The organism is Candidatus Pelagibacter communis, from assembly GCF_001179925.1.
In the GTDB taxonomy this organism is placed as follows: Bacteria; Pseudomonadota; Alphaproteobacteria; order Pelagibacterales; family Pelagibacteraceae; genus Pelagibacter; species Pelagibacter ubique_E.
On sequence record NZ_CVSF01000050.1, the window covers coordinates 1 to 18,601 of the forward strand.

Consider the following 18,601-nt stretch of genomic DNA (forward strand, 5'->3'; position numbering starts at 1 on the left):
TATTGATAATCATATTTATTGGGGTAATAAACTAAACATCGATGTAAGAAGAGTTTCTTGGAGAAGAGTGATGGACATGAATGATAGATCTTTAAGATCAATCATAGTAGATCTAGGAGGTGTAGCAAATGGATATCCACGTCAAGACAGTTTTGATATTACAGTTGCTTCAGAATTAATGGCTATTTTCTGTTTAGCAAAAGATTTAAAGGATTTAGAAAATAGGATTGCAAATATAACAATTGGATACACTAGGGATAAACAACCTGTACTCGCAAAAGATTTAAATGCTCAAGGTCCAATGACAGTGTTGCTCAAAGAAGCAATTAGACCAAATGTAACTCAAACATTAGAAAATAATCCTGCTATTATTCATGGAGGTCCTTTTGCCAATATTGCGCACGGTTGTAATTCTGTAATAGCTACAAAGGCAGGACTTAAATTAGCAGATTATGTTGTTACTGAAGCTGGATTTGGTGCAGATCTTGGAGCAGAAAAATTTTTGAATATCAAATGCAGAAAATCAGGATTGAAGCCTGATTGTGTTGTTATTGTTGCAACCATAAGAGCTCTTAAAATGCATGGTGGCGTATTAAAAGATGAATTAAAAAACGAAAATGTGAAAGCATTAAAGAAAGGTTTGGTTAATCTAGAGAGACATATAAATAATACGCGAAAATTTGGATTGCCAGTTACGATTGCAGTAAATCACTTCATTACAGACTCTGATAAAGAAATGAAAACATTATTAGATTTTTGTAAAACACAAGGTGTGAAAGCCTCTAAATGCACTCATTGGTCAAACGGAAGTGATGGAACAGTAGAGCTTGCAAAAAATGTTGTAGCTATTTGTGAAGATAATCAAGATACATTTAAATATTTATACGAAGACAAATTACAATTATTTAAAAAGATAGAAAAAATTGCTCAAGAAATTTATCATGCAAGTGAAGTGGTAGCTGACACCAAGATAAGACAACAATTAAAAGATTTTGAAGAAAAAGGTTATGGTAATCTTCCAGTTTGTATTGCAAAAACTCAATATAGTTTTTCAACTGATCCGAATCTAAAAGGTGCACCTACAGGACATGTTCTTCCTGTGAGAGAAGTTAGATTATCTTCAGGAGCTGAATTTATTGTTGTTGTTTGTGGAGAAATAATGACTATGCCTGGATTACCTAGAGTTCCAGCAGCAGATTCTATTAAATTGAATGATAAAGGTGAAATTGAAGGTCTATTTTAAATTACCAATTAATTTCTAATTTCTTATTACTACAAATACAATTTACAACACTTAATAATAGAGGAAACTCCTCTTTTTTAAATTCTTTTAAAATTTTTGCACCAATTGCAAAAGCAAGATCTGCTCCTTCAACAGTAACATCTTTCATAAATTTTTCTTTTGCATCTTTGAAAAGGTGTCCTTGACCCAAATAATATCCCATCTTACTATTTCTTCCACCAGCAGAACTTACATATAAATCTCCTAGTCCCGCCAATCCATATGCTGTTTCTGGTTTGCCACTCAATTTTTTTGTTAAATTTTTCATTTCTGAAACTGCTTTGTAAGCTAGAGAGGCAGCAGTATTTAAATAGTATTTATTTTTAATCTCATTACTCTGAGATTTGCTGCTTAAGCCCTCTGAAGCCCCAATTAACATAGAGTAGATGTTTTTGGTAGCTGCACAAACCTCAACTCCTATTAAATCATCTGAATATTCTGTAGAATAATAATTAGTAGAAATTATTCTACCAATTTCGCTAACAGTATTGATATCTTCATTAGCAAGAACAACACTACTGTTTATTCTATTTGCCAAACCGTTTGCAAGGCAAGGTCCCCCTACTGCAGAAATTTTAGAGTTATTAATACCTTTATTGATAAGAATTTTTTTTAATTTTTCAGCTAAAGTTTCAAATCTGTTTTCAATTATAGTTAAGCCTTTTGTTAATAAAAGTATGTTAGTGTTTTTATTATAAAATTTTGATATTTCATCACCAATCCAATCAATCCCTTTGGAGCTTACACCAACAACTAATAAATCAATTTTCTTATTAATTTCCTTTTCAAATTCTGAAAATTTAATTACTTTGACCTCTTTTGGTAGTTGACATTTTAATACAGGATGAAAATTATCTAACTTGTTAATTTCATTTATTAAATCATCTTCTAAAAAAGAACCAACTAGAAATACTTCGTGAGAATTATCAGCACATGGAACAGAAAATGCTGAACCCATTGCACCTGCTCCAATAATTACTATTTTTTTCATATCTTTTAAACAAATCTAAAAACAAAAATTGCAAAAATAAATGAGATTATTGTTGCAATCCACAACATTGGACCAATAAGTCCTAACCATCCTAAATGAATATAAGCAGAACTTAACAATGATATGAACAATCTATCTCCCCTTGTAGTATCCAGGCCTAGGATACCTTTCCTTGGACTTCCTCCAGGTTTTTTCTTTTCCCATATAATCATGACTACAAAACAAAGAACAATAAACAAAAAAAATGCTGCAGTTTGCCATGTCCATGCCATCCAAGTAATAAATTCAAAATCAAAAAGTCCTTTTTCTTGTGATTTGGCAACAGAATCCCAAGAGTTTGCAGCATATGAATTAGTAAATATCATACTCTTCCTAACGCAAAGCCTTTCGCAATATAATTTCTCACAAAATAAATAACTATCGCACCAGGCACAATCGTTAAACTTCCAGCAGCTGCTAACAATCCTAGTTCATAGCCTGAGGTACTTGCGGTTCGAGTCATTGTAGCTGCAATAGGTTTTGCGGCGACAGCTGTTAAAGTTTTTGCGAGTAATAATTCTACCCACGAAAACATAAAACAGAAAAACATGGTAATTCCTATTCCAGCAGTGATTGTTGGGATAAAAATTTTGAAAAAAAATTTCCAAAACGAGTAACCATCTACATAAGCAGTCTCGTCTAATTCTTTTGGCACTGAAGACATGAATCCTTCTAAAATCCAAACAGCTAAAGGTATGTTGAATAAGCAATGTGAGAGAGCTACAGCTACATGAGTATCAAATAAATTTACTGATGAATAAAACTGAAAAAATGGTAATGCAAACACTGCAGGAGGTGCCATCCTATTAGTTAAAAGCCAGAAAAATAGATGTTTATCTCCTAAAAATTTATACCTTGAAAAAGCGTAAGCAGCTGGAAGTGCAGCTGCAACCGATATAAATGTATTTAAAACAACATAATATATTGAATTAAGATATCCTGTATACCAAGTACTATCAGTGAAAATTTTCTTGTAATTGTCCAAGGTAAATTCTTGTGGCCACAATGTATAGGTATTTATGATTTCAGTTGTGGTTTTGAATGACATATTTAATAACCAATAAATTGGTAACATTAAAAAAATTATATAAATTGTAGGTACTAACCACTTGAATTTTTTCATGATTTACTCTCATTTCTCATCATTAAATTATAAAAAACCCAACAAACAGTTAATACTATAAAAAAATAAATTAAAGACATTGCAGCAGCAGGTCCCAAATCAAACTGTCCCAATGCCATTTTAACTAAATCGATAGATAAAAAAGCTGTTGCATTTCCTGGCCCACCACCAGTTAAAACAAAAGGTTCAGTATAAATCATAAAGCTATCCATGAATCTTAGTAAGATCGCAATAGTTAGAACTTTTTTCATTTTAGGAAGTTCGATGTGTCTAAATACTGCCCACCTTGTTGCCCCATCAATTTCTGCTGCTTGATAATAAGCAGGTTGAATTGATCTTAGTCCTGCATATGACAATAAAACTACTAATGAAGTCCAGTGCCAAACATCCATTAATATCGTTGTGAACCATGCATCTCCACTTTGTTGTGTAAAATTATAATCGAAACCAATTGCATTTAAAGAATGACCAAGAAAACCAATATCTGGAAGAGCAAAAATATTCCACATTGCTCCTACTACGTTCCATGGAATTAAAAGTGGCATAGACATCAATACCAAACAAATTGGAACACCAATTCCTTCTTTTGGCATATTAAGAGCAATAAAAATTCCAAGAGGTATCTGTATTACTAGGATTATTAATGTAAATAATACTTGTCGTCCAAGTGCTGCATGAAATCTTTCGGAGACTAATATTTGCTTAAACCATCTTGTACCTTCCCACATGAATTGATTATTTCCAAAAGTTTCTTGAAATGCATAATTAACAACTGTCATAAGAGGAATAATTGCGTTAAATGCAACTAAAACAAAAACAGGTATTACAAAAAACCAGGCCTTTTGATTTACAGTTTTATTCATTTTTCTACTATCCAGTCATCTCCATAAACATATGTGTAATCTTTTTTAAAAGTTAAGAAAGCTGATCCTTCAGGTACTTTTTCTCCAGCTTTAATAATTAATTTAATTTTTCCACCATCACTTTCCGTTTCTATAATCTTATTTTTTCCGGTGTTACTCACATTTAATATTTTTACTGGTAAACCCTTCCTATCAAAGGAAATAAATTCTGGCCTGATGCCTAATTCTATTTTTGAAAAATTTGAAGTACCAATATTAGAATTTGAAGTTTCAATTTTTGTGCCATTTATCGCAACTGAACCATTGTTTATTTGACAAGACAGAATGTTCATTCCTGGAGAGCCTATAAAATGACCAACAAATGTATGCTTTGGTTTCTTAAACAATTCTACGGGTGTTCCTGTCTGAACTATTTGACCATCATGCATTACGACTACTTGATCCGCAAAAGTAAGAGCTTCTGTTTGATCATGTGTAACATATATCATTGTTCTTTTAATTTTTTGATGAAGTTCTTTTAATTTTGATCTTAAGATCCATTTAAGGTGTGGGTCAATAACTGTTAATGGCTCATCAAACATAATTACATTTACATCTGATCTTGCTAATCCTCTTCCTAGTGAAATTTTTTGTTTTCCATCAGCTGTTAAACCTGAAGCTCTGTTATTCAAAGTAGATGTAAGTTCTAACATCTCAGCAATTTCATTTACTTTATTATTAATTTCATCTTCAGGAATTTGTCTATTTCTTAGAGGAAATGCTAGGTTTTCAAACACTGTCATAGTATCGTAAATCACAGGAAACTGAAATATTTGAGCTATGTTTCTTTCTACTGGATTTTTTTGTGTTATATCTTCATCGTTAAAAAGTATCTTTCCTTTTGTTGGATTAATTAATCCTGAAATAATATTTAATAGAGTAGTTTTTCCACAACCAGAGGGTCCTAACAAGGCATAAGCACCTCCATCCTGCCAATCAATATTTACATTTCTTATTGCCCAGTCCTCATCTTTATTTTGTGATTGTAAGTAACTGTGACTTAAATCTTGGAGAGTAATTTTAGACATTACCTACCAATCTATCATTGTTATCAAAATATAAGAACTCATCAGAATTCATGAATAATTTTGTTTCTTCTCCAACATCCTTTTGATGAATACCCTCAGATAATGATACCCAATTCAAATCTCCGTTGGTAAAATGAATCATGCTTTCAGATCCACTTAATTCAGAAATTAAAACTTTCCCACTAATCTCAATTGAATTTTTTCCTTCTTTATATGTTGTTATATTGTGAGGTCTAATACCAACTTTGTAGCTCCCATCTCTTAAATTTAAGTTTGTTTTCCAAGTCACATTGTCACCTAATAGGGAGCAAATTTCCCCTTTCTTATTTATATTTGCGATATTCATAGGAGGATCACTGAATACTTTTGCAGAGTCTAAGTTGTTTGGTTTATTATAAACATCCAGCGTTTTGCCATGCTGAATAACTTTTCCCTCTAATAAAGTGGCTGTATAACCTCCAATCAATAAAGCGTCAGATGGTTCAGTTGTTGCATATACAACTATACAGTCTCGATCTTTGAATAATTTTGGTAATTCTTCTCTAAGTTCCTCTCTTAATTTAAAATCTAAATTAGCTAAAGGCTCATCTAACAAAATTAAATCTGAGTCTTTTACCAAAGCTCTTGCTAAGGCTGTTCTTTGTTGTTGACCTCCCGATAGCTCATTTGGCTTTTTATTAAGCATTGGGGTTAATTTTAATAAATCAGCTACTTTACTAACTCTTTGATCTATTTCTTGACTCTCTATTCCAGTAATTTTTAGTGGAGATGCAATGTTTTCTTTAACTGTAAAATTTGGGTAATTTATAAACTGTTGATAGACCATTGATACATTTCGTTTTTGAACTTTTACTCCAGTTACATTTTGTTCATTAAACCAAATTTCACCTTTTGTAGGTTTGTCTAAACCAGCCATTATTTGCATTAGAGTTGTCTTGCCTGCTAATGTTGAGCCTAACAAAACATTAATTGTATTTTTTTCGAATTTTAGATCTGTGGTATAAATATGAGTCTCTTCTCCAATTTTTTTCTCTATTCCTTTAAGTTCTAGACTCATAAATTTTTTTTTGATTAAAAAAATAAAGAGGGGCTTTTATGCCCCTCTTTATTAATAGATTTTTTACAAAATAAAATTAGTTCCAAGCTTTTTCGTAAGGAACTGTTTTACCTTGTGGTTTCTCGTTACGCTTAGCTTTTGGTGATCCTGGTTGACCTAACCAATAATCTGCACCTTTTGGCTTAGATAATCTTGGACCACATCCACCATATGTATTGTTTGCTTTATCAGCAGCTTCCATACGTGACATTACTAAGTTCATCTCTTCAGCAAGACGATCCATCGCTTCTTGTGGACTAAACGCACCTGAGTTTACATCTCCGATTTGTTGCCACCAGATTTGAGCAAGTTTCGGATAATCCGGAACATTGATACCTGTTGGTGACCATAATACTCTGTTAGGCGATCTGTAAAACTCTACTAATCCACCTAATTTTGGAGCTCTCTCAGTGAAAGATTTATGATTGATATCACTATCTCTTATAATAGTTAAACCAACATGACTTTTCTTTAGAGATACGGTTTTTGATACAACGAATTGAGCATATAACCATGCAGCTTTTCTTCTATCAACTGGAGTAGACTTAAACAAAGTCCATGAACCAGCATCTTGATAACCAAGCTTCATACCTTCATCCCAATAAGGTCCTTTTGGTGATGGACCCATTCTCCATAAAGGATTTCCATTGTCATCAACTGTTTTATTACCTGAACTCTTCGGAGCAACCATCGATGCAGTAAACGCTGTATACCAGAATATTTGCTGAGCGACGTTACCAGATGATAATGCTGGTAGAGACTGATAAAAGTCCATACTTGCAGCACCTGGAGGAGCATAAGCTCTTAACCATTCATCCCATTTTCTGATTGCATACACTGCCGCTGGACCATTTGCAGCTCCACCTCTAGCTACATCTGCCCCAACTGGATTACATGTACCTTTTTCCATTCTGATACCCCATTCATCAACCGGAACACCATTTGGTTTTCCAACAGAACCTGCACCAGCCATAGATAACCATGCATCAGTCATTCTCCAACCTAAGTCAGGAGCTCTTTTACCATAATCCATGTGTCCATACACTCTTACGCCATCAATATTTTTTACATCATTTGTAAAATATTCAGCAATATCTTCATAAGCTGACCAGTTAACAGGTACTCCTAAGTCATAACCATATTTAGCTTTGAAACCTTTTTTAATTTCTGGTCTATCGAACCAATCTTTTCTAAACCAGTAAAGATTTGCAAATTGTTGGTCTGGTAATTGATAAAGTTTTCCATCTGGACCTGTTGTAAATGATTTACCAATAAAATCATCAACATCTAATGTTGGTAAAGTAACATCTTTACCTTCACCAGCCATCCAGTCTGTTAAATTTACAGCAAGTTGAAGTCTTGAGTGAGTACCAATTAAATCAGAGTCATTAATATATGCATCATACAAGTTTCTTCCTGTTTGCATTTGTGTCTGTACAGCTTGAACAACTTCACCTTCACCTAAAAGTTGGTGATTTACTTTTATTCCTGTTATTTCTTCAAATGCTTTTGTAAGTGTTTTAGACTCATATTCGTGAGTAGGAATTGTTTCAGAAAGGACATTTATTTCCATCCCTTTAAAAGGCTTTGCAGCTTTTTGAAACCATTTCAATTCCTTAATTCTTTCCTTTTCAGACAAAGTAGAAAGGCTGAATTCACCTGTAGCATACTTCTTAATAGCATCAGCATAAGAAGATGTTACAAATATTGAGAATGTAATTACAAAAGCAAGGATCTTATTTATTTTATTAAACATTATTTTCCCCTTGTTTGTGTTTTAAAAATAAAGTCTAACAAGAATTTAATACTTGTGTAAAGAGTAAAAATCTTTTTCGCTTTTTAGTTGAACTATGTTATTAAGCTTCGTTTTATAGCTTTTCCCCAGCCTTGAACATTCAATTTTCTTTTTGATTTTTTCATTCGTGGAGAAAATTTTTTATCTAATGACCAATTTTTTGAAATATCTTTTAAAGATTTATAAACTCCAATTTTAAGCCCTGCCATAAAAGCAGCTCCAAGTGCAGTTGTCTCGTCTACTTTTGGTCTCAAAACTTTTACATTAACTATATCGCTGAGAAATTGAGAAAACCAATTATTTTTTACCATACCACCATCAACTCTAACTATCTTGGGTCTCAAACCATCATTTTTCATTGCCTCAAACAAATCATAAGTTTGGTAAGCAACCGACTCAACAGTTGCTCTTACAATTTCTTTAATTCCTGTATCTCTTGTCAATCCACTCAACACTCCTCTTGATTTTGCATTCCAATATGGAGTTCCTAAACCTGTAAACGCTGGTACCAAATAAATACCTTTATTTGTCTCAAGACTTTTAAGAATTTTTTCTGTATCAGACGCTTTTTTAATAAAATTAATTTTATCTCTTAACCATTGAACCCCTGCTCCTGCAACAAATATTGAACCTTCCAAAGCATAAGTGGTTTTTCCATCTACTCTGTAACCGATTGTAGTTAAAAGTCTATTTTTAGAATAAATAACTTTATTTCCAGTATTTAATAAAACAAATGCTCCAGTGCCATAAGTGCTTTTTAATGATCCTGGCTCAAAACAACACTGTCCTATTGTAGCAGATTGTTGATCACCAACCATGCCAGTAATCGAATAAGACTCACCTGTAATCTTAGGATCAGTGTGACCAAAATCATCTGAACAATCTTTAACTTCAGGTAATATATGTTCAGGTATTTTTAAAATATCTAAGATTTGTTTATCCCATTTATTATTTACAATGTTGAATAACATTGTACGACTAGCATTAGTAGCATCTGTTGAATGATTTGTACCTCCTGTAAGTCTCCATAACAAAAAACAATCTACAGTACCAAATAAAAGTCTTTTTTGTTTTAATAATTTTTTAGCCTTAGGGACATTGTCTATTATCCATTTAATTTTTGTTGCTGAAAAGTATGCGTCAATTAATAAGCCAGTTTTATTATAAATAATTGTTTCTTTTTTTTGTTTGATAAGTTTATTACAGTATTCAACTGCTCTCCTATCTTGCCAGACAATTGCATTGTAAACTGGTTTGCCTGTATGTTTATCCCAAAGAATGGTTGTTTCTCTTTGATTAGTAATACCTATTGTTAGGATTTTACCCTTCAAACTTTTACTTTTTTTAATTACATTTATTAATACTTTTTTTGTTGTTGACCAAATTTCCTCTGGATTATGTTCAACCCAACCGTCCTTTGGGAAGTATTGCGTAAATTCTAATTGTGAAATAAATATTGGTTTACCCTTAAGATCAAATAATACAGCTCTACTAGAAGTAGTTCCTTGATCAATTGAAATTATAAATTTTTTCATATTAAAATTTATTTTATTGCAATTTTTAATAATTTGTTAGTAAAATGCTTTTATAAAATTTTAAAATTGTTAATAAATAAATGACAAAAGTTGCAATAATTGGGGCTGGACCATGTGGTTTGTCTATGCTCAGATCTTTTGAATTAGCTGAAAAAAATGGTGAGAAAATCCCAGAGATTGTTTGTTTTGAAAAACAAGATGATTGGGGAGGATTATGGAATTATAATTGGAGAACTGGTTCAGATCAATATGGAGATCCAGTTCATAATAGCATGTACAGATATCTTTGGTCTAACGGACCAAAAGAATGTTTAGAATTTGCGGATTATTCATTTGATGAGCATTTTGGAAAACCTATACCATCTTTTCCTCCTAGAGCAGTCTTGTATGACTATATTATTGGAAGAGTTAATAAAGGAAATATAAAAAGTAAAATCAAATTCAATACTAGGGTGGTAAATACAATTTTTAAGAATGATAAATTCGAAGTTAGTTACCAAGATAAAGTAAATGACAAAGTATTAAAAGATAACTTTGATTTTGTAGTAGTGTCTACTGGACATTTTTCAGTTCCTTTCATTCCTGAATATAAAGGAATGAATTCTTTTCCTGGAAGAATTATGCATTCCCATGATTTTAGAGATGCAGAGGAATTTAGAAATAAAAATGTAATTGTTTTAGGAAGTAGTTATTCTGCTGAAGATGTTGCGCTCCAATGTAATAAATATGGAGCGAAAAGTGTAACAATTGGATACAGGCATAATCCAATGGGATTTAAATGGCCAAAAGGAATGAAAGAAGTTCATTACCTAGATAGATTAGAAGGTAAAAAAGCTATTTTTAAAGATGGTACAGAACAAGAGGCAGATGTTGTAATTTTATGCACTGGTTATCTCCATCATTTTCCTTTTTTAGAGGAAAATTTACAATTAAAAACTAGAAACAGACTTTATCCACCAAAATTATACAAAGGGATTGTTTGGCAAGATAATCACAAACTTTTATATCTTGGTATGCAAGATCAGTTTCATACATTCAATATGTTTGACTGTCAGGCTTGGTACGCAAGAGATGTGATAATGAATAAAATTAAAATCCCAGATAGTAAAGAAATTGAGAGTGATATTAACAAATGGGTTGCGATAGAAGAAAAATTAGAAAACCCAGATCAGATGATTGATTTTCAGACTGAATATACAAAAGAACTTCATGAAATGTCTGATTATCCAAAAATTGATTTTGAGTTAATAAGAAAACACTTTAAAGAGTGGGAGCATCATAAAGTTGAAGATATTTTAACTTACAGGAATAAATCTTTTTCTTCTCCTGTAACTGGTTCTATTGCTCCTATTCATCACACACCATGGGCAACTGCTATGGATGACTCTTCAAAAACTTTTTTAGATGAATAATCTAAGATTAATCGATACCGAGGTGTTTTTTTCTTTTTTGAACATAAGCTCTAATTAAATTATCAAATATTAAAGCTATGAAAGCTACACAGATACCAAGAGTTAATCCAATTCCAGCACCTTTTTTATCTGATAATGCTTTTAATATATATTGACCCAAATCCTCTGTTCCAATAAATGCTCCTATGATCACCATAAATAATGCAAATACAATCGTTTGATTTATACCTAGCATCATATGTGGGAATGCCAAAGGAAACTCTATTTTAGTTAATCTTTGAAATTTATTCACACCTGACATAGTTGCTGCATCATGCAGTCCAGCCGGAACACTTCTAAGTCCCTCAATTGTATATCTTGTAGCCGGTATTGTTGCATAAACTATAACCGCAATAAGCACTGATGTATCTGTAATACCAAATAACATCATTACTGGAATTAAATATACAAAAGATGGGAATGTTTGAAAAATATCACAAACTCCTAACATAAAGTTTGCTGAATGTTTATTTTGGAAACATAAAGTTCCTACTGTAAATCCAATAATACAAGAGACTATAACTCCAAAAGTTGCCATATATGCTGTGACTAAAGCTCTATCCCACCAAGGGCTGAATGCGATAAATAAAGTTAGAGCACAAACTACTAATGCTGAACGTACACCACCAATTAAATATCCTGCACCTACCACCAAAACTATTGTAGCAATCGCAGGCATTCTTAAATACAGTGCTCTCATTGGCTGAAGCACTTCTTGAATTAACCAGGTATTAAATGCTTTAATGTAAACAAAAAAAGTATCAAAAATCCAATCAACTCCTTTATTCCAAAAATCAGCAGTCGATATCCCTTTATTATGAGGAATTTCAAATAAATAATTAAAAGTATCTTTAAATAAATAAGTTCCAATATAAGCTAGTGCTATTCCAATAATAAATATAGCACCAAAAAATAAAAAATTTTTGTTTCTTTGGTAGAAGGTAAGATTACCAAAATAATCTGTTTGTTTATTGGCCCATGCCAAAGACATCTTATCTAAAAGAATTGCAATTAAACTAATACATAAGCCTGCCTCTAAAGCTAATCCAATGTTTAATTGGTTAAGTGCTAATAATAAATTAAATCCTAAACCTTTCGCTCCAATAAAAGCTGAAATAACTGCCATTGAAAAACATACCATGATTACTTGGTTTACCCCAATTAGAATATCTCTTCTAGCGGTTGGAATTAATACTTTAAACATTAATTGAAAATTAGTGCATCCACTCATTCTACCTGCTTCAATAACTTCTGGAGGGACTGCTCTTAAACCTAATAGAGTTAGTAAAATCATCGGAGGTATTGCTACAACCATAGTAATAATCACTGCAGCATGATCACCCACTCCAAAAAGAACTAGTGCTGGAACCAATACAGCGTATTGAGGCATTGTCTGCATTACTAGTAATATTGGGTATAAAGCTTTTTCTACTCGTTTACTTTTATAAGCTGCTATCCCCAATCCTAAACCAAAAATAAAAGATAATGGAGCAGCAACTAATATAAAAGAAAGTGTTTGCATAGAAGGTTTCCATTGACCAAATACAGAAATGTAAACCATAGTTAAACCTGCAAATATAGCTAGACCTTTACCGCTTAACTTGTAAGAAAGTAATGCTGCACCTGCTGCAACAATTGTCCAAGGCAATCCTGGTAATTCAGCCCATGGATTTTTATCTATCCAATCCCAACTAGTAAAAGCTACAATAGTTTCAAGACCACCTAATAATATCTCTCTTATTAATTCTATCAAAAAAGTCATGAAGGCAGTCAAATTTCTGCTTATTTGTAAAACTATCGGACGACTTTTAAATTCTTGAGTATCTTCATTCCAAACTTCAATTGGCATCCAATCATTCATTAAGAAAAATAATGAGTCATTAATCCAGATAGGTAACCATCCAAGCAATGGAGGTAACCTCCAGAAGACATCAAAAGCATAGTATCTTACTTCTTTACCTAAAAATACGTAACTACTTTGATTAGGATCTTTGACAAATTCTGCTTGGCCTCTAATAAATTTATATGTCTCAGGTACTTCGATCGCAAAGCATAAAGCAAAAAATACAATTAATAAAAATAACCACTGAAAAGTTTTTGGATATTTTTTTAAAAGCTCCATAATTAGTTATTATTTTTTCTTCCTCCGAATACAGTATTAATTATTTTAGATGAGTTAATAGAACCTATGATTTTATTATTTTCATCTATCACTGCAACAGCTTTTTCTTGCGTAAGAATTTTTTCAGCAACATTCTCAATGATTTCATCCTTTGAGACTTTTAAATTACCAAGATTTTCTTGTGAAGTCTCCATAACATCTTCGATTAGTAAAACTTTTTCTCTCGGCACTTCTTCAGTGAACTTTCTTACATATTCTGTAGCTGGATTTAAAACAATATTGGCTGGTGTATCTAACTGTTCAATTATTCCGTCTTTCATAATTGCAATACGGTCAGCAAGTTTTAAAGCTTCATCAAAGTCATGTGTAATAAACATAATTGTTTTTTGTAATTTTTCTTGAAGTCGTAAGAACTCATCTTGCATCTCTTTTCTAATTAATGGATCTAAAGCCGAAAAAGGCTCATCTAAAAACCAAATATCTGGCTCGACTGCTAAAGATCTTGCGATACCTACTCTTTGTTGTTGTCCTCCTGAAAGTTCTCTAGGAAAATAGTTTTCTCTACCATCAAGACCAACTAGTTTAACCATATCCATTGCTTTACTAATACTGTCTTCAGTCTTGACTCCTTTAATCTGAAGTGGAAAGGCTATATTCTCCACAACAGTTTTGTGTGGAAGCAAAGCAAAACTTTGGAAAACCATCCCCATTTTATTTCTTCTAAGATCTATTAAATCTTTATTATTTAGTTGTAAGAGGTCTTGACCTTCTATAAAAATTTTACCACCTGTTGCATCAGTTAATCTGGATATACATCTTAATAAAGTTGATTTACCTGAACCAGATAAACCCATAACAACTAACATCTCTCCTTTTGAAACTTCAAAAGAAGCGTTGTTTACTCCAACAATACACCCATTTTCTTGAAAAGTTTTAGCATCAACGTTGCCATTAGAGTCTTGAAGCATTTTTTGAGCATTTGCCCCAAAAATTTTATAAACATTTTCACATTTGATAACTGGCTCGGACATAAATTTTAATCAGGTTATATGAAATTATGACAAAATAAAATCTATAATATTGTTACTTTCCCCCTAAAAATTTTTAATATAATAAACCCTAGTATCAATTCCGGTACTTAAAAAACTTAATGCTTCACCACTTACAGTAATAGACTCGTCAACTCCAACATTATTTCCACTCACTGTAAAGCCTGCAAAACACTTATTTTTCTCCTCATCCCACTTAACAAATGTTTCATCAATTTTGTTACCGTTAATTGTATAAATTTCATGAGCTCTAAAATTTAAAAAATTTGCACCCATAATCGCCCTTTGAGGAATTAATTTTGTTGCTTTACAAACTTGTTTATATACTTCATCTGTTAATTTATAATGATCAGTACCGTCAAAAGTTACTAATATTCCTGAAGGTAATTTAGATATTAATTCACTTAATTTTTTTTCTTCCGCAATTCTTTCTTCTTCCAATTTCATTTTTCTTACAAGCTCATCACCACCACCAAACATAATATTTAAAACAGAAAATGAAAAAAATATAATTAGAACTATTAGCACCAAACCTCCAAATTGTTTTACTGTTTCTGGTAAATCTTTAATCTTATTTAAATAATTTTCTTTTGACATTATTCTTGTAGCTTTCCATTTTTCCATGTGCCTGATTTCTGTGTTCCATCTGATGAGGTAAAAGTTCCTGTTCCATTCATAAATCCTTTTGCCCATTCACCTTCATAAGTTGAGCCATCAGGAAAAGTTAAAACACCTACTCCACTCCATTCGCTGTTTTTAAACTCGCCCTTGTAGATGTATCCGTTGGGCCAAGTTTCAACTCCTTGACCATTTTTTTTTGTTCCTACCCATTCACCTTCGTAAGTAGTTTTATCTGTATAAACCCATTTACCAAAACCATTTTCGCAATTTCCTTCTTTGCAACCAGTACTTCGTGCTAATGCAATTGATGTAATCAATAAACTTAAAATTATGCTGAGAAGGTATTTTTTCATAACAACATTTTACACAAAATTTTCTAAAAAAAAATTAGACTTTTTGGTCATGTTTAATGCATGAATATATTGAAATATATTTTTCTGCATTTTCACTTTTTATATTTTTTGTAATTTCATGAATCAATTCTCCTGTTTTTCTGGTAATTATGCCTGACTCTGAATAATTTTTTTCTTGATCAATCGACTTAAATAAAACTACATCTTTATTCACAACTTTTACATTTAGTTTTACTGACTCTGAAAGAAACAGTGACAATCCTTTGATTAAAAGTGTCTCTGGTTTTTTTGACTGTATTTCAAATTTATCCAAACCTTTTTCATTCAAATCTTTAGCTAAAAAAGTTTGATAATTATATTCTGAATTTTTAATTATTTTTTTATCTAAATCACAGACAAACTTAAGATCAATATTTTCATTAATACTCACATCTTTTGCAAAAGTTTGACCAAAAAATAATAAACTAATGAATATACTTAAAAAATATCTAATCATTCAATTTTCCTAAAAAAAATCTCCCCCAACATTGTTGGGAGAGATCTAAAGATTTAACCGCTTTTAACCTTATTTAGTAAAAGCTTTCCAAACTTTCTTGTTATCTTTCAGCCATTTCTTAGCTGCGTCTTCGTGAGTCATCTTATCAATGTCAACTAAAGCTGCCATTGCACCAATTTGACTTGTTGTGAAAGAAAGTTTTTTGAACATAGCTGCTGCTTTTGGATGAGTTTTTGGAAAATCAGCGTTAACTGCTTTTTTCAAATAACCATCAGGCGAACCACATTTTCCATCTCCACCATCTTCAGGTCTGCAACCTGCTGTGTATGGAGGAAAGTCAATAAATGTAAAACCAGCACCATCTGTAAAGTTAGGTGTCCAGTTAAAGATGATTGTTCCTCTTCCTTCTTTTTCAGCTGCTGCTAACTCTGCCCAAAGTGCATCGGCACTTCCAGCAAATTTAACCCACCAAAGATCACCTAAACCTAAAGCGTCAACTCTTTGTGGAATTAAATCACCATGCCAAGTTTGTGGACCTTCCAACATTCTTCCTTTTCCATCTGGAGAGTCAGGTGTTGTAAAGTTTTTAGCACAGTCAGGATTTTTCAAAGCAGTCCAGTCTGGTAGTCCTGGGCATAATCCTTTTTCAGCAACCCAGTTTGGATATCCCATATCTTCAAGTGTTCTTGCTTCATGGTCACCCCAGTCTAACAATCCACCTTTATCTAAAGCAGTTGTGAATGATTTACCAAAAGCAGATTCCCATACTTCATGAGATAAAGTTACGTCACCAATTCTTATTGACTCGTAAACTGCTTGAGAGTCAGCGTTAACATATTTAACATTATTCCCCATATCTTCCATTATTCCACCAATAACGTAAGCCATCACAATTTGGCTTGACCAGTTATGAGTTGGGATAACTATGGGCTTTTTACTATCTGCTGCGTTTGATATTCCAGCGAAACTTACTACTGAAATTATCATTGCAGATACTAATGATATTATTTTTCGCATTTATTCCCCTTTCTTAATATTAAGTGTGAATAGTATGTGCCTAAGTAAAATGATAGTCAACTACTAGATATTTATATATTATAACAATAGATTATAAAAAATGTCGCAAACTACTTTAGATATTAAAGAGCCGGGTTTAAACATACTACCACCTGGAGTTGAAAGACATGTTGTAAATGCTGGTGGTCTTACTGGTTTACAAATTTTTCCAGATGATGAAATAGAAATAATTAATGATGAAGGAAATCAAATTTGTGAAATAGTTTGTTTTGATAAAGACGGTAAATCTGAACTTGGAATTTTAAATCAAAAAGAAAATTGTAAAAAAAGTTTTATTAAGGAAATACTTAATAGAAAAGACGAAAGTTCTTTAGTCACAAATCTCCAATTAAAGAAAAGAAATTTAGACATAAATAAATCTAAATCATCCATCCTTTTTGATGACAAAACACCTAGTGGAGAAAAAATAAAAATTAAATCAAAAGATAAATGCTACGTGATTTTTTCAGCTCCACAAAATGATATGTTGGTGAGTGAACAAAATCCTTCAAGTGATTTAACAATATTTATAAAAAGAGCAAAAATCGTTAATGATAAAGAATTATCGATTATACCTGATCCGGTTTATGAACCTAATTACGAGAAGAATATTGAAAGAGAAACTGCAATTTCTTTTCAAGTAAAAGAAGGTGATTATATTCAGGTAATTAGCCCAGCGGGAAGACAATGCTCTGATTTTGTAGCATTTGATACGAAAAAGCTCGATAAAAAAATTGAAAAAGGTCTTGATTGGCAAACAACAAGAACTTTTATGGGTAATACTTTTCCAGGACCTGGACTGTTTTCAAAATTTTATGACACTGATCATGAACCGTTAGTAGAGGTCATAAGAGATACAGTTGGCAAACATGATACTTTTAACCTAGCATGTACTTCTAAATATTATGAGGATGCAGGTTATTTTGGTCATCCAAATTGTTCTGACAATCTAAACAACACAATGGAAAAATATGGTGTACAAAAACAAAAAGGATGGCAAGCAATTAATTTATTTTTTAATACTTCATCTACAGGCTTGAACTCAGTAATTTCAGATGAGTCATTTGCGAGACCTGGTGATTATGTAATGTTTAGAGCTTTAAAAGATTTAACTATTGGAACTACTGCATGTCCAAGTGATATAGACGCATGTAATTCATGGAATCCAACCGATATTTTTGTTAGAACCTATGACAAGAAAAAAGAATTTTCAAAATCTTTTGCTTTTAGAATGAAAACAGACTCTGAAAAAAAACTCACAAGAAACTCTGGTTTTTATGAAAGAACATCAAAGTTAACTAGAAACTTTATTGATGCAAGAGGATTTTGGTTACCTAACGATTATACAAAACATGGTGTAGTTGAAGAATATAATGCATGCAGAGAAAACGCTGTGCTGATTGATTTATCCTCTCTAAGAAAATTTGAAATTATTGGACCAGATGCTGAAGAATTGATGAATTATACGTTAACAAGAAACATTAAAAAACTTTCTGTTGGTCAAGTAGTTTATTCTGCCATGTGTTATGAAAATGGAATGATGTTTGATGATGGAACATTATTAAGGTTAAGTGAAACTGGTTTTAGATGGATTTGTGGAGATGAATATGCTGGTGAATGGTTAAAAGAAGTGGCAAAGAAAAAAAGCTTTAAGGTAAATGT

17 protein-coding genes are annotated in these 18,601 nt (G+C 32.0%); 3 read left to right on the forward strand and 14 right to left on the reverse strand.

Annotated features, from left to right (window positions below; all coding sequences use genetic code 11):
* Nucleotides 1-1,243: formate--tetrahydrofolate ligase (locus AMN70_RS03205; protein ID WP_075501721.1), on the forward strand; the 1,243-nt coding region annotated here is incomplete at its 5' end.
* Between the two features lies 1 nt (nucleotide 1,244).
* Here the strand turns inward: AMN70_RS03205 and AMN70_RS03210 are convergent.
* The 8 genes from AMN70_RS03210 to glpK all read right to left on the reverse strand — a co-directional run bounded on the left by AMN70_RS03210 (nucleotide 1,245) and on the right by glpK (nucleotide 9,791).
* Nucleotides 1,245-2,273 carry a 2-dehydropantoate 2-reductase N-terminal domain-containing protein gene (locus tag AMN70_RS03210; protein ID WP_075501723.1) on the reverse strand — a complete coding sequence of 343 codons (1,029 nt, stop codon included), beginning with the start codon at nucleotides 2,271-2,273 and terminating at the stop codon, nucleotides 1,245-1,247.
* Between the two features lie 5 nt (nucleotides 2,274-2,278).
* Entirely contained in the window at nucleotides 2,279-2,545 is a 267-nt protein-coding gene (locus AMN70_RS03215) for a DUF2160 domain-containing protein (protein WP_075501753.1), read from the reverse strand.
* Between the two features lie 89 nt (nucleotides 2,546-2,634).
* Entirely contained in the window at nucleotides 2,635-3,435 is an 801-nt protein-coding gene (locus AMN70_RS03220; protein WP_075501725.1) for a carbohydrate ABC transporter permease, read from the reverse strand.
* Entirely contained in the window at nucleotides 3,432-4,298 is an 867-nt protein-coding gene (locus AMN70_RS03225; protein ID WP_075501727.1) for a carbohydrate ABC transporter permease, read from the reverse strand. The genes AMN70_RS03220 and AMN70_RS03225 overlap by 4 nt, the downstream gene beginning before the upstream one ends.
* Complete coding sequence (locus AMN70_RS03230; RefSeq protein WP_075501729.1) at nucleotides 4,295-5,365, reverse strand: ABC transporter ATP-binding protein; 1,071 nt, start codon at nucleotides 5,363-5,365, stop codon at nucleotides 4,295-4,297. The genes AMN70_RS03225 and AMN70_RS03230 overlap by 4 nt, the downstream gene beginning before the upstream one ends.
* Complete coding sequence (locus tag AMN70_RS03235; RefSeq protein ID WP_075501731.1) at nucleotides 5,358-6,422, reverse strand: ABC transporter ATP-binding protein; 1,065 nt, start codon at nucleotides 6,420-6,422, stop codon at nucleotides 5,358-5,360. Before AMN70_RS03235 ends, AMN70_RS03230 begins: the two co-directional genes overlap by 8 nt.
* Nucleotides 6,423-6,498: 76 nt before the next feature.
* Complete coding sequence (locus tag AMN70_RS03240; RefSeq protein WP_179850380.1) at nucleotides 6,499-8,217, reverse strand: ABC transporter substrate-binding protein; 1,719 nt, start codon at nucleotides 8,215-8,217, stop codon at nucleotides 6,499-6,501.
* Nucleotides 8,218-8,309: 92 nt separating this feature from the next.
* On the reverse strand, nucleotides 8,310-9,791 hold the full coding sequence (glpK, locus tag AMN70_RS03245) for a glycerol kinase GlpK (protein ID WP_075501733.1): 1,482 nt from the start codon (nucleotides 9,789-9,791) through the stop codon (nucleotides 8,310-8,312).
* Nucleotides 9,792-9,871: 80 nt separating this feature from the next.
* Between glpK and AMN70_RS03250 the strand changes: the two genes are divergently transcribed.
* A complete protein-coding gene (locus AMN70_RS03250; protein ID WP_075501735.1) occupies nucleotides 9,872-11,203 on the forward strand; it encodes an NAD(P)-binding domain-containing protein in 1,332 nt (443 codons plus the stop codon).
* A gap of 7 nt (nucleotides 11,204-11,210) precedes the next feature.
* Here AMN70_RS03250 and AMN70_RS03255 read toward each other — a convergent pair whose 3' ends face one another.
* The 6 genes from AMN70_RS03255 to AMN70_RS03280 form a co-directional block, all read right to left on the reverse strand.
* A complete protein-coding gene (locus AMN70_RS03255) occupies nucleotides 11,211-13,364 on the reverse strand; it encodes an ABC transporter permease (protein ID WP_075501737.1) in 2,154 nt (717 codons plus the stop codon).
* A 2-nt stretch (nucleotides 13,365-13,366) separates the two neighbouring features.
* Complete coding sequence (locus AMN70_RS03260; RefSeq protein WP_075501739.1) at nucleotides 13,367-14,395, reverse strand: quaternary amine ABC transporter ATP-binding protein; 1,029 nt, start codon at nucleotides 14,393-14,395, stop codon at nucleotides 13,367-13,369.
* 63 nt (nucleotides 14,396-14,458) lie between these two features.
* The gene (locus AMN70_RS03265; RefSeq protein ID WP_075501742.1) at nucleotides 14,459-15,037 is read right to left on the reverse strand and encodes a hypothetical protein; all 579 of its coding nucleotides are present in this window, start codon (nucleotides 15,035-15,037) and stop codon (nucleotides 14,459-14,461) included.
* Nucleotides 15,010-15,387 (reverse strand): MORN repeat-containing protein, encoded by a 378-nt coding sequence (locus AMN70_RS03270; protein ID WP_075501744.1) that lies wholly within the window; start codon nucleotides 15,385-15,387, stop codon nucleotides 15,010-15,012. The genes AMN70_RS03265 and AMN70_RS03270 overlap by 28 nt, the downstream gene beginning before the upstream one ends.
* Nucleotides 15,388-15,421: 34 nt before the next feature.
* Nucleotides 15,422-15,883: a hypothetical protein gene (locus AMN70_RS03275; RefSeq protein ID WP_075501746.1), complete on the reverse strand. Its 462-nt coding sequence runs from the start codon at nucleotides 15,881-15,883 to the stop codon at nucleotides 15,422-15,424.
* Nucleotides 15,884-15,952: 69 nt separating this feature from the next.
* Nucleotides 15,953-16,900: an ABC transporter substrate-binding protein gene (locus tag AMN70_RS03280; protein WP_075501748.1), complete on the reverse strand. Its 948-nt coding sequence runs from the start codon at nucleotides 16,898-16,900 to the stop codon at nucleotides 15,953-15,955.
* A gap of 100 nt (nucleotides 16,901-17,000) precedes the next feature.
* On the opposite strand from AMN70_RS03280, the gene AMN70_RS03285 reads away from it, so the two are divergent.
* Nucleotides 17,001-18,601, forward strand: a 1,601-nt coding sequence (locus AMN70_RS03285; protein ID WP_075501750.1) for a DUF1989 domain-containing protein, incomplete at its 3' end; no start/stop codon positions are given.

Excerpts from the sequence above, each read along its gene's own strand:
- AMN70_RS03210 (WP_075501723.1), bottom strand. The coding sequence starts at position 2,273 with ATGAAAAAAATAGTAATTATTGGAGCAGGTGCAATGGGTTCAGCATTT.
- AMN70_RS03215 (WP_075501753.1), bottom strand. The coding sequence starts at position 2,545 with ATGGCATGGACATGGCAAACTGCAGCATTTTTTTTGTTTATTGTTCTT.
- AMN70_RS03220 (WP_075501725.1), bottom strand. The coding sequence starts at position 3,435 with ATGAAAAAATTCAAGTGGTTAGTACCTACAATTTATATAATTTTTTTA.
- AMN70_RS03225 (WP_075501727.1), bottom strand. The coding sequence starts at position 4,298 with ATGAATAAAACTGTAAATCAAAAGGCCTGGTTTTTTGTAATACCTGTT.
- AMN70_RS03230 (WP_075501729.1), bottom strand. The coding sequence starts at position 5,365 with ATGTCTAAAATTACTCTCCAAGATTTAAGTCACAGTTACTTACAATCA.
- AMN70_RS03235 (WP_075501731.1), bottom strand. The coding sequence starts at position 6,422 with ATGAGTCTAGAACTTAAAGGAATAGAGAAAAAAATTGGAGAAGAGACT.
- AMN70_RS03240 (WP_179850380.1), bottom strand. The coding sequence starts at position 8,217 with ATGTTTAATAAAATAAATAAGATCCTTGCTTTTGTAATTACATTCTCA.
- glpK (WP_075501733.1), bottom strand. The coding sequence starts at position 9,791 with ATGAAAAAATTTATAATTTCAATTGATCAAGGAACTACTTCTAGTAGA.
- AMN70_RS03250 (WP_075501735.1), top strand. The coding sequence starts at position 9,872 with ATGACAAAAGTTGCAATAATTGGGGCTGGACCATGTGGTTTGTCTATG.
- AMN70_RS03255 (WP_075501737.1), bottom strand. The coding sequence starts at position 13,364 with ATGGAGCTTTTAAAAAAATATCCAAAAACTTTTCAGTGGTTATTTTTA.
- AMN70_RS03260 (WP_075501739.1), bottom strand. The coding sequence starts at position 14,395 with ATGTCCGAGCCAGTTATCAAATGTGAAAATGTTTATAAAATTTTTGGG.
- AMN70_RS03265 (WP_075501742.1), bottom strand. The coding sequence starts at position 15,037 with ATGGAAAAATGGAAAGCTACAAGAATAATGTCAAAAGAAAATTATTTA.
- AMN70_RS03270 (WP_075501744.1), bottom strand. The coding sequence starts at position 15,387 with ATGAAAAAATACCTTCTCAGCATAATTTTAAGTTTATTGATTACATCA.
- AMN70_RS03275 (WP_075501746.1), bottom strand. The coding sequence starts at position 15,883 with ATGATTAGATATTTTTTAAGTATATTCATTAGTTTATTATTTTTTGGT.
- AMN70_RS03280 (WP_075501748.1), bottom strand. The coding sequence starts at position 16,900 with ATGCGAAAAATAATATCATTAGTATCTGCAATGATAATTTCAGTAGTA.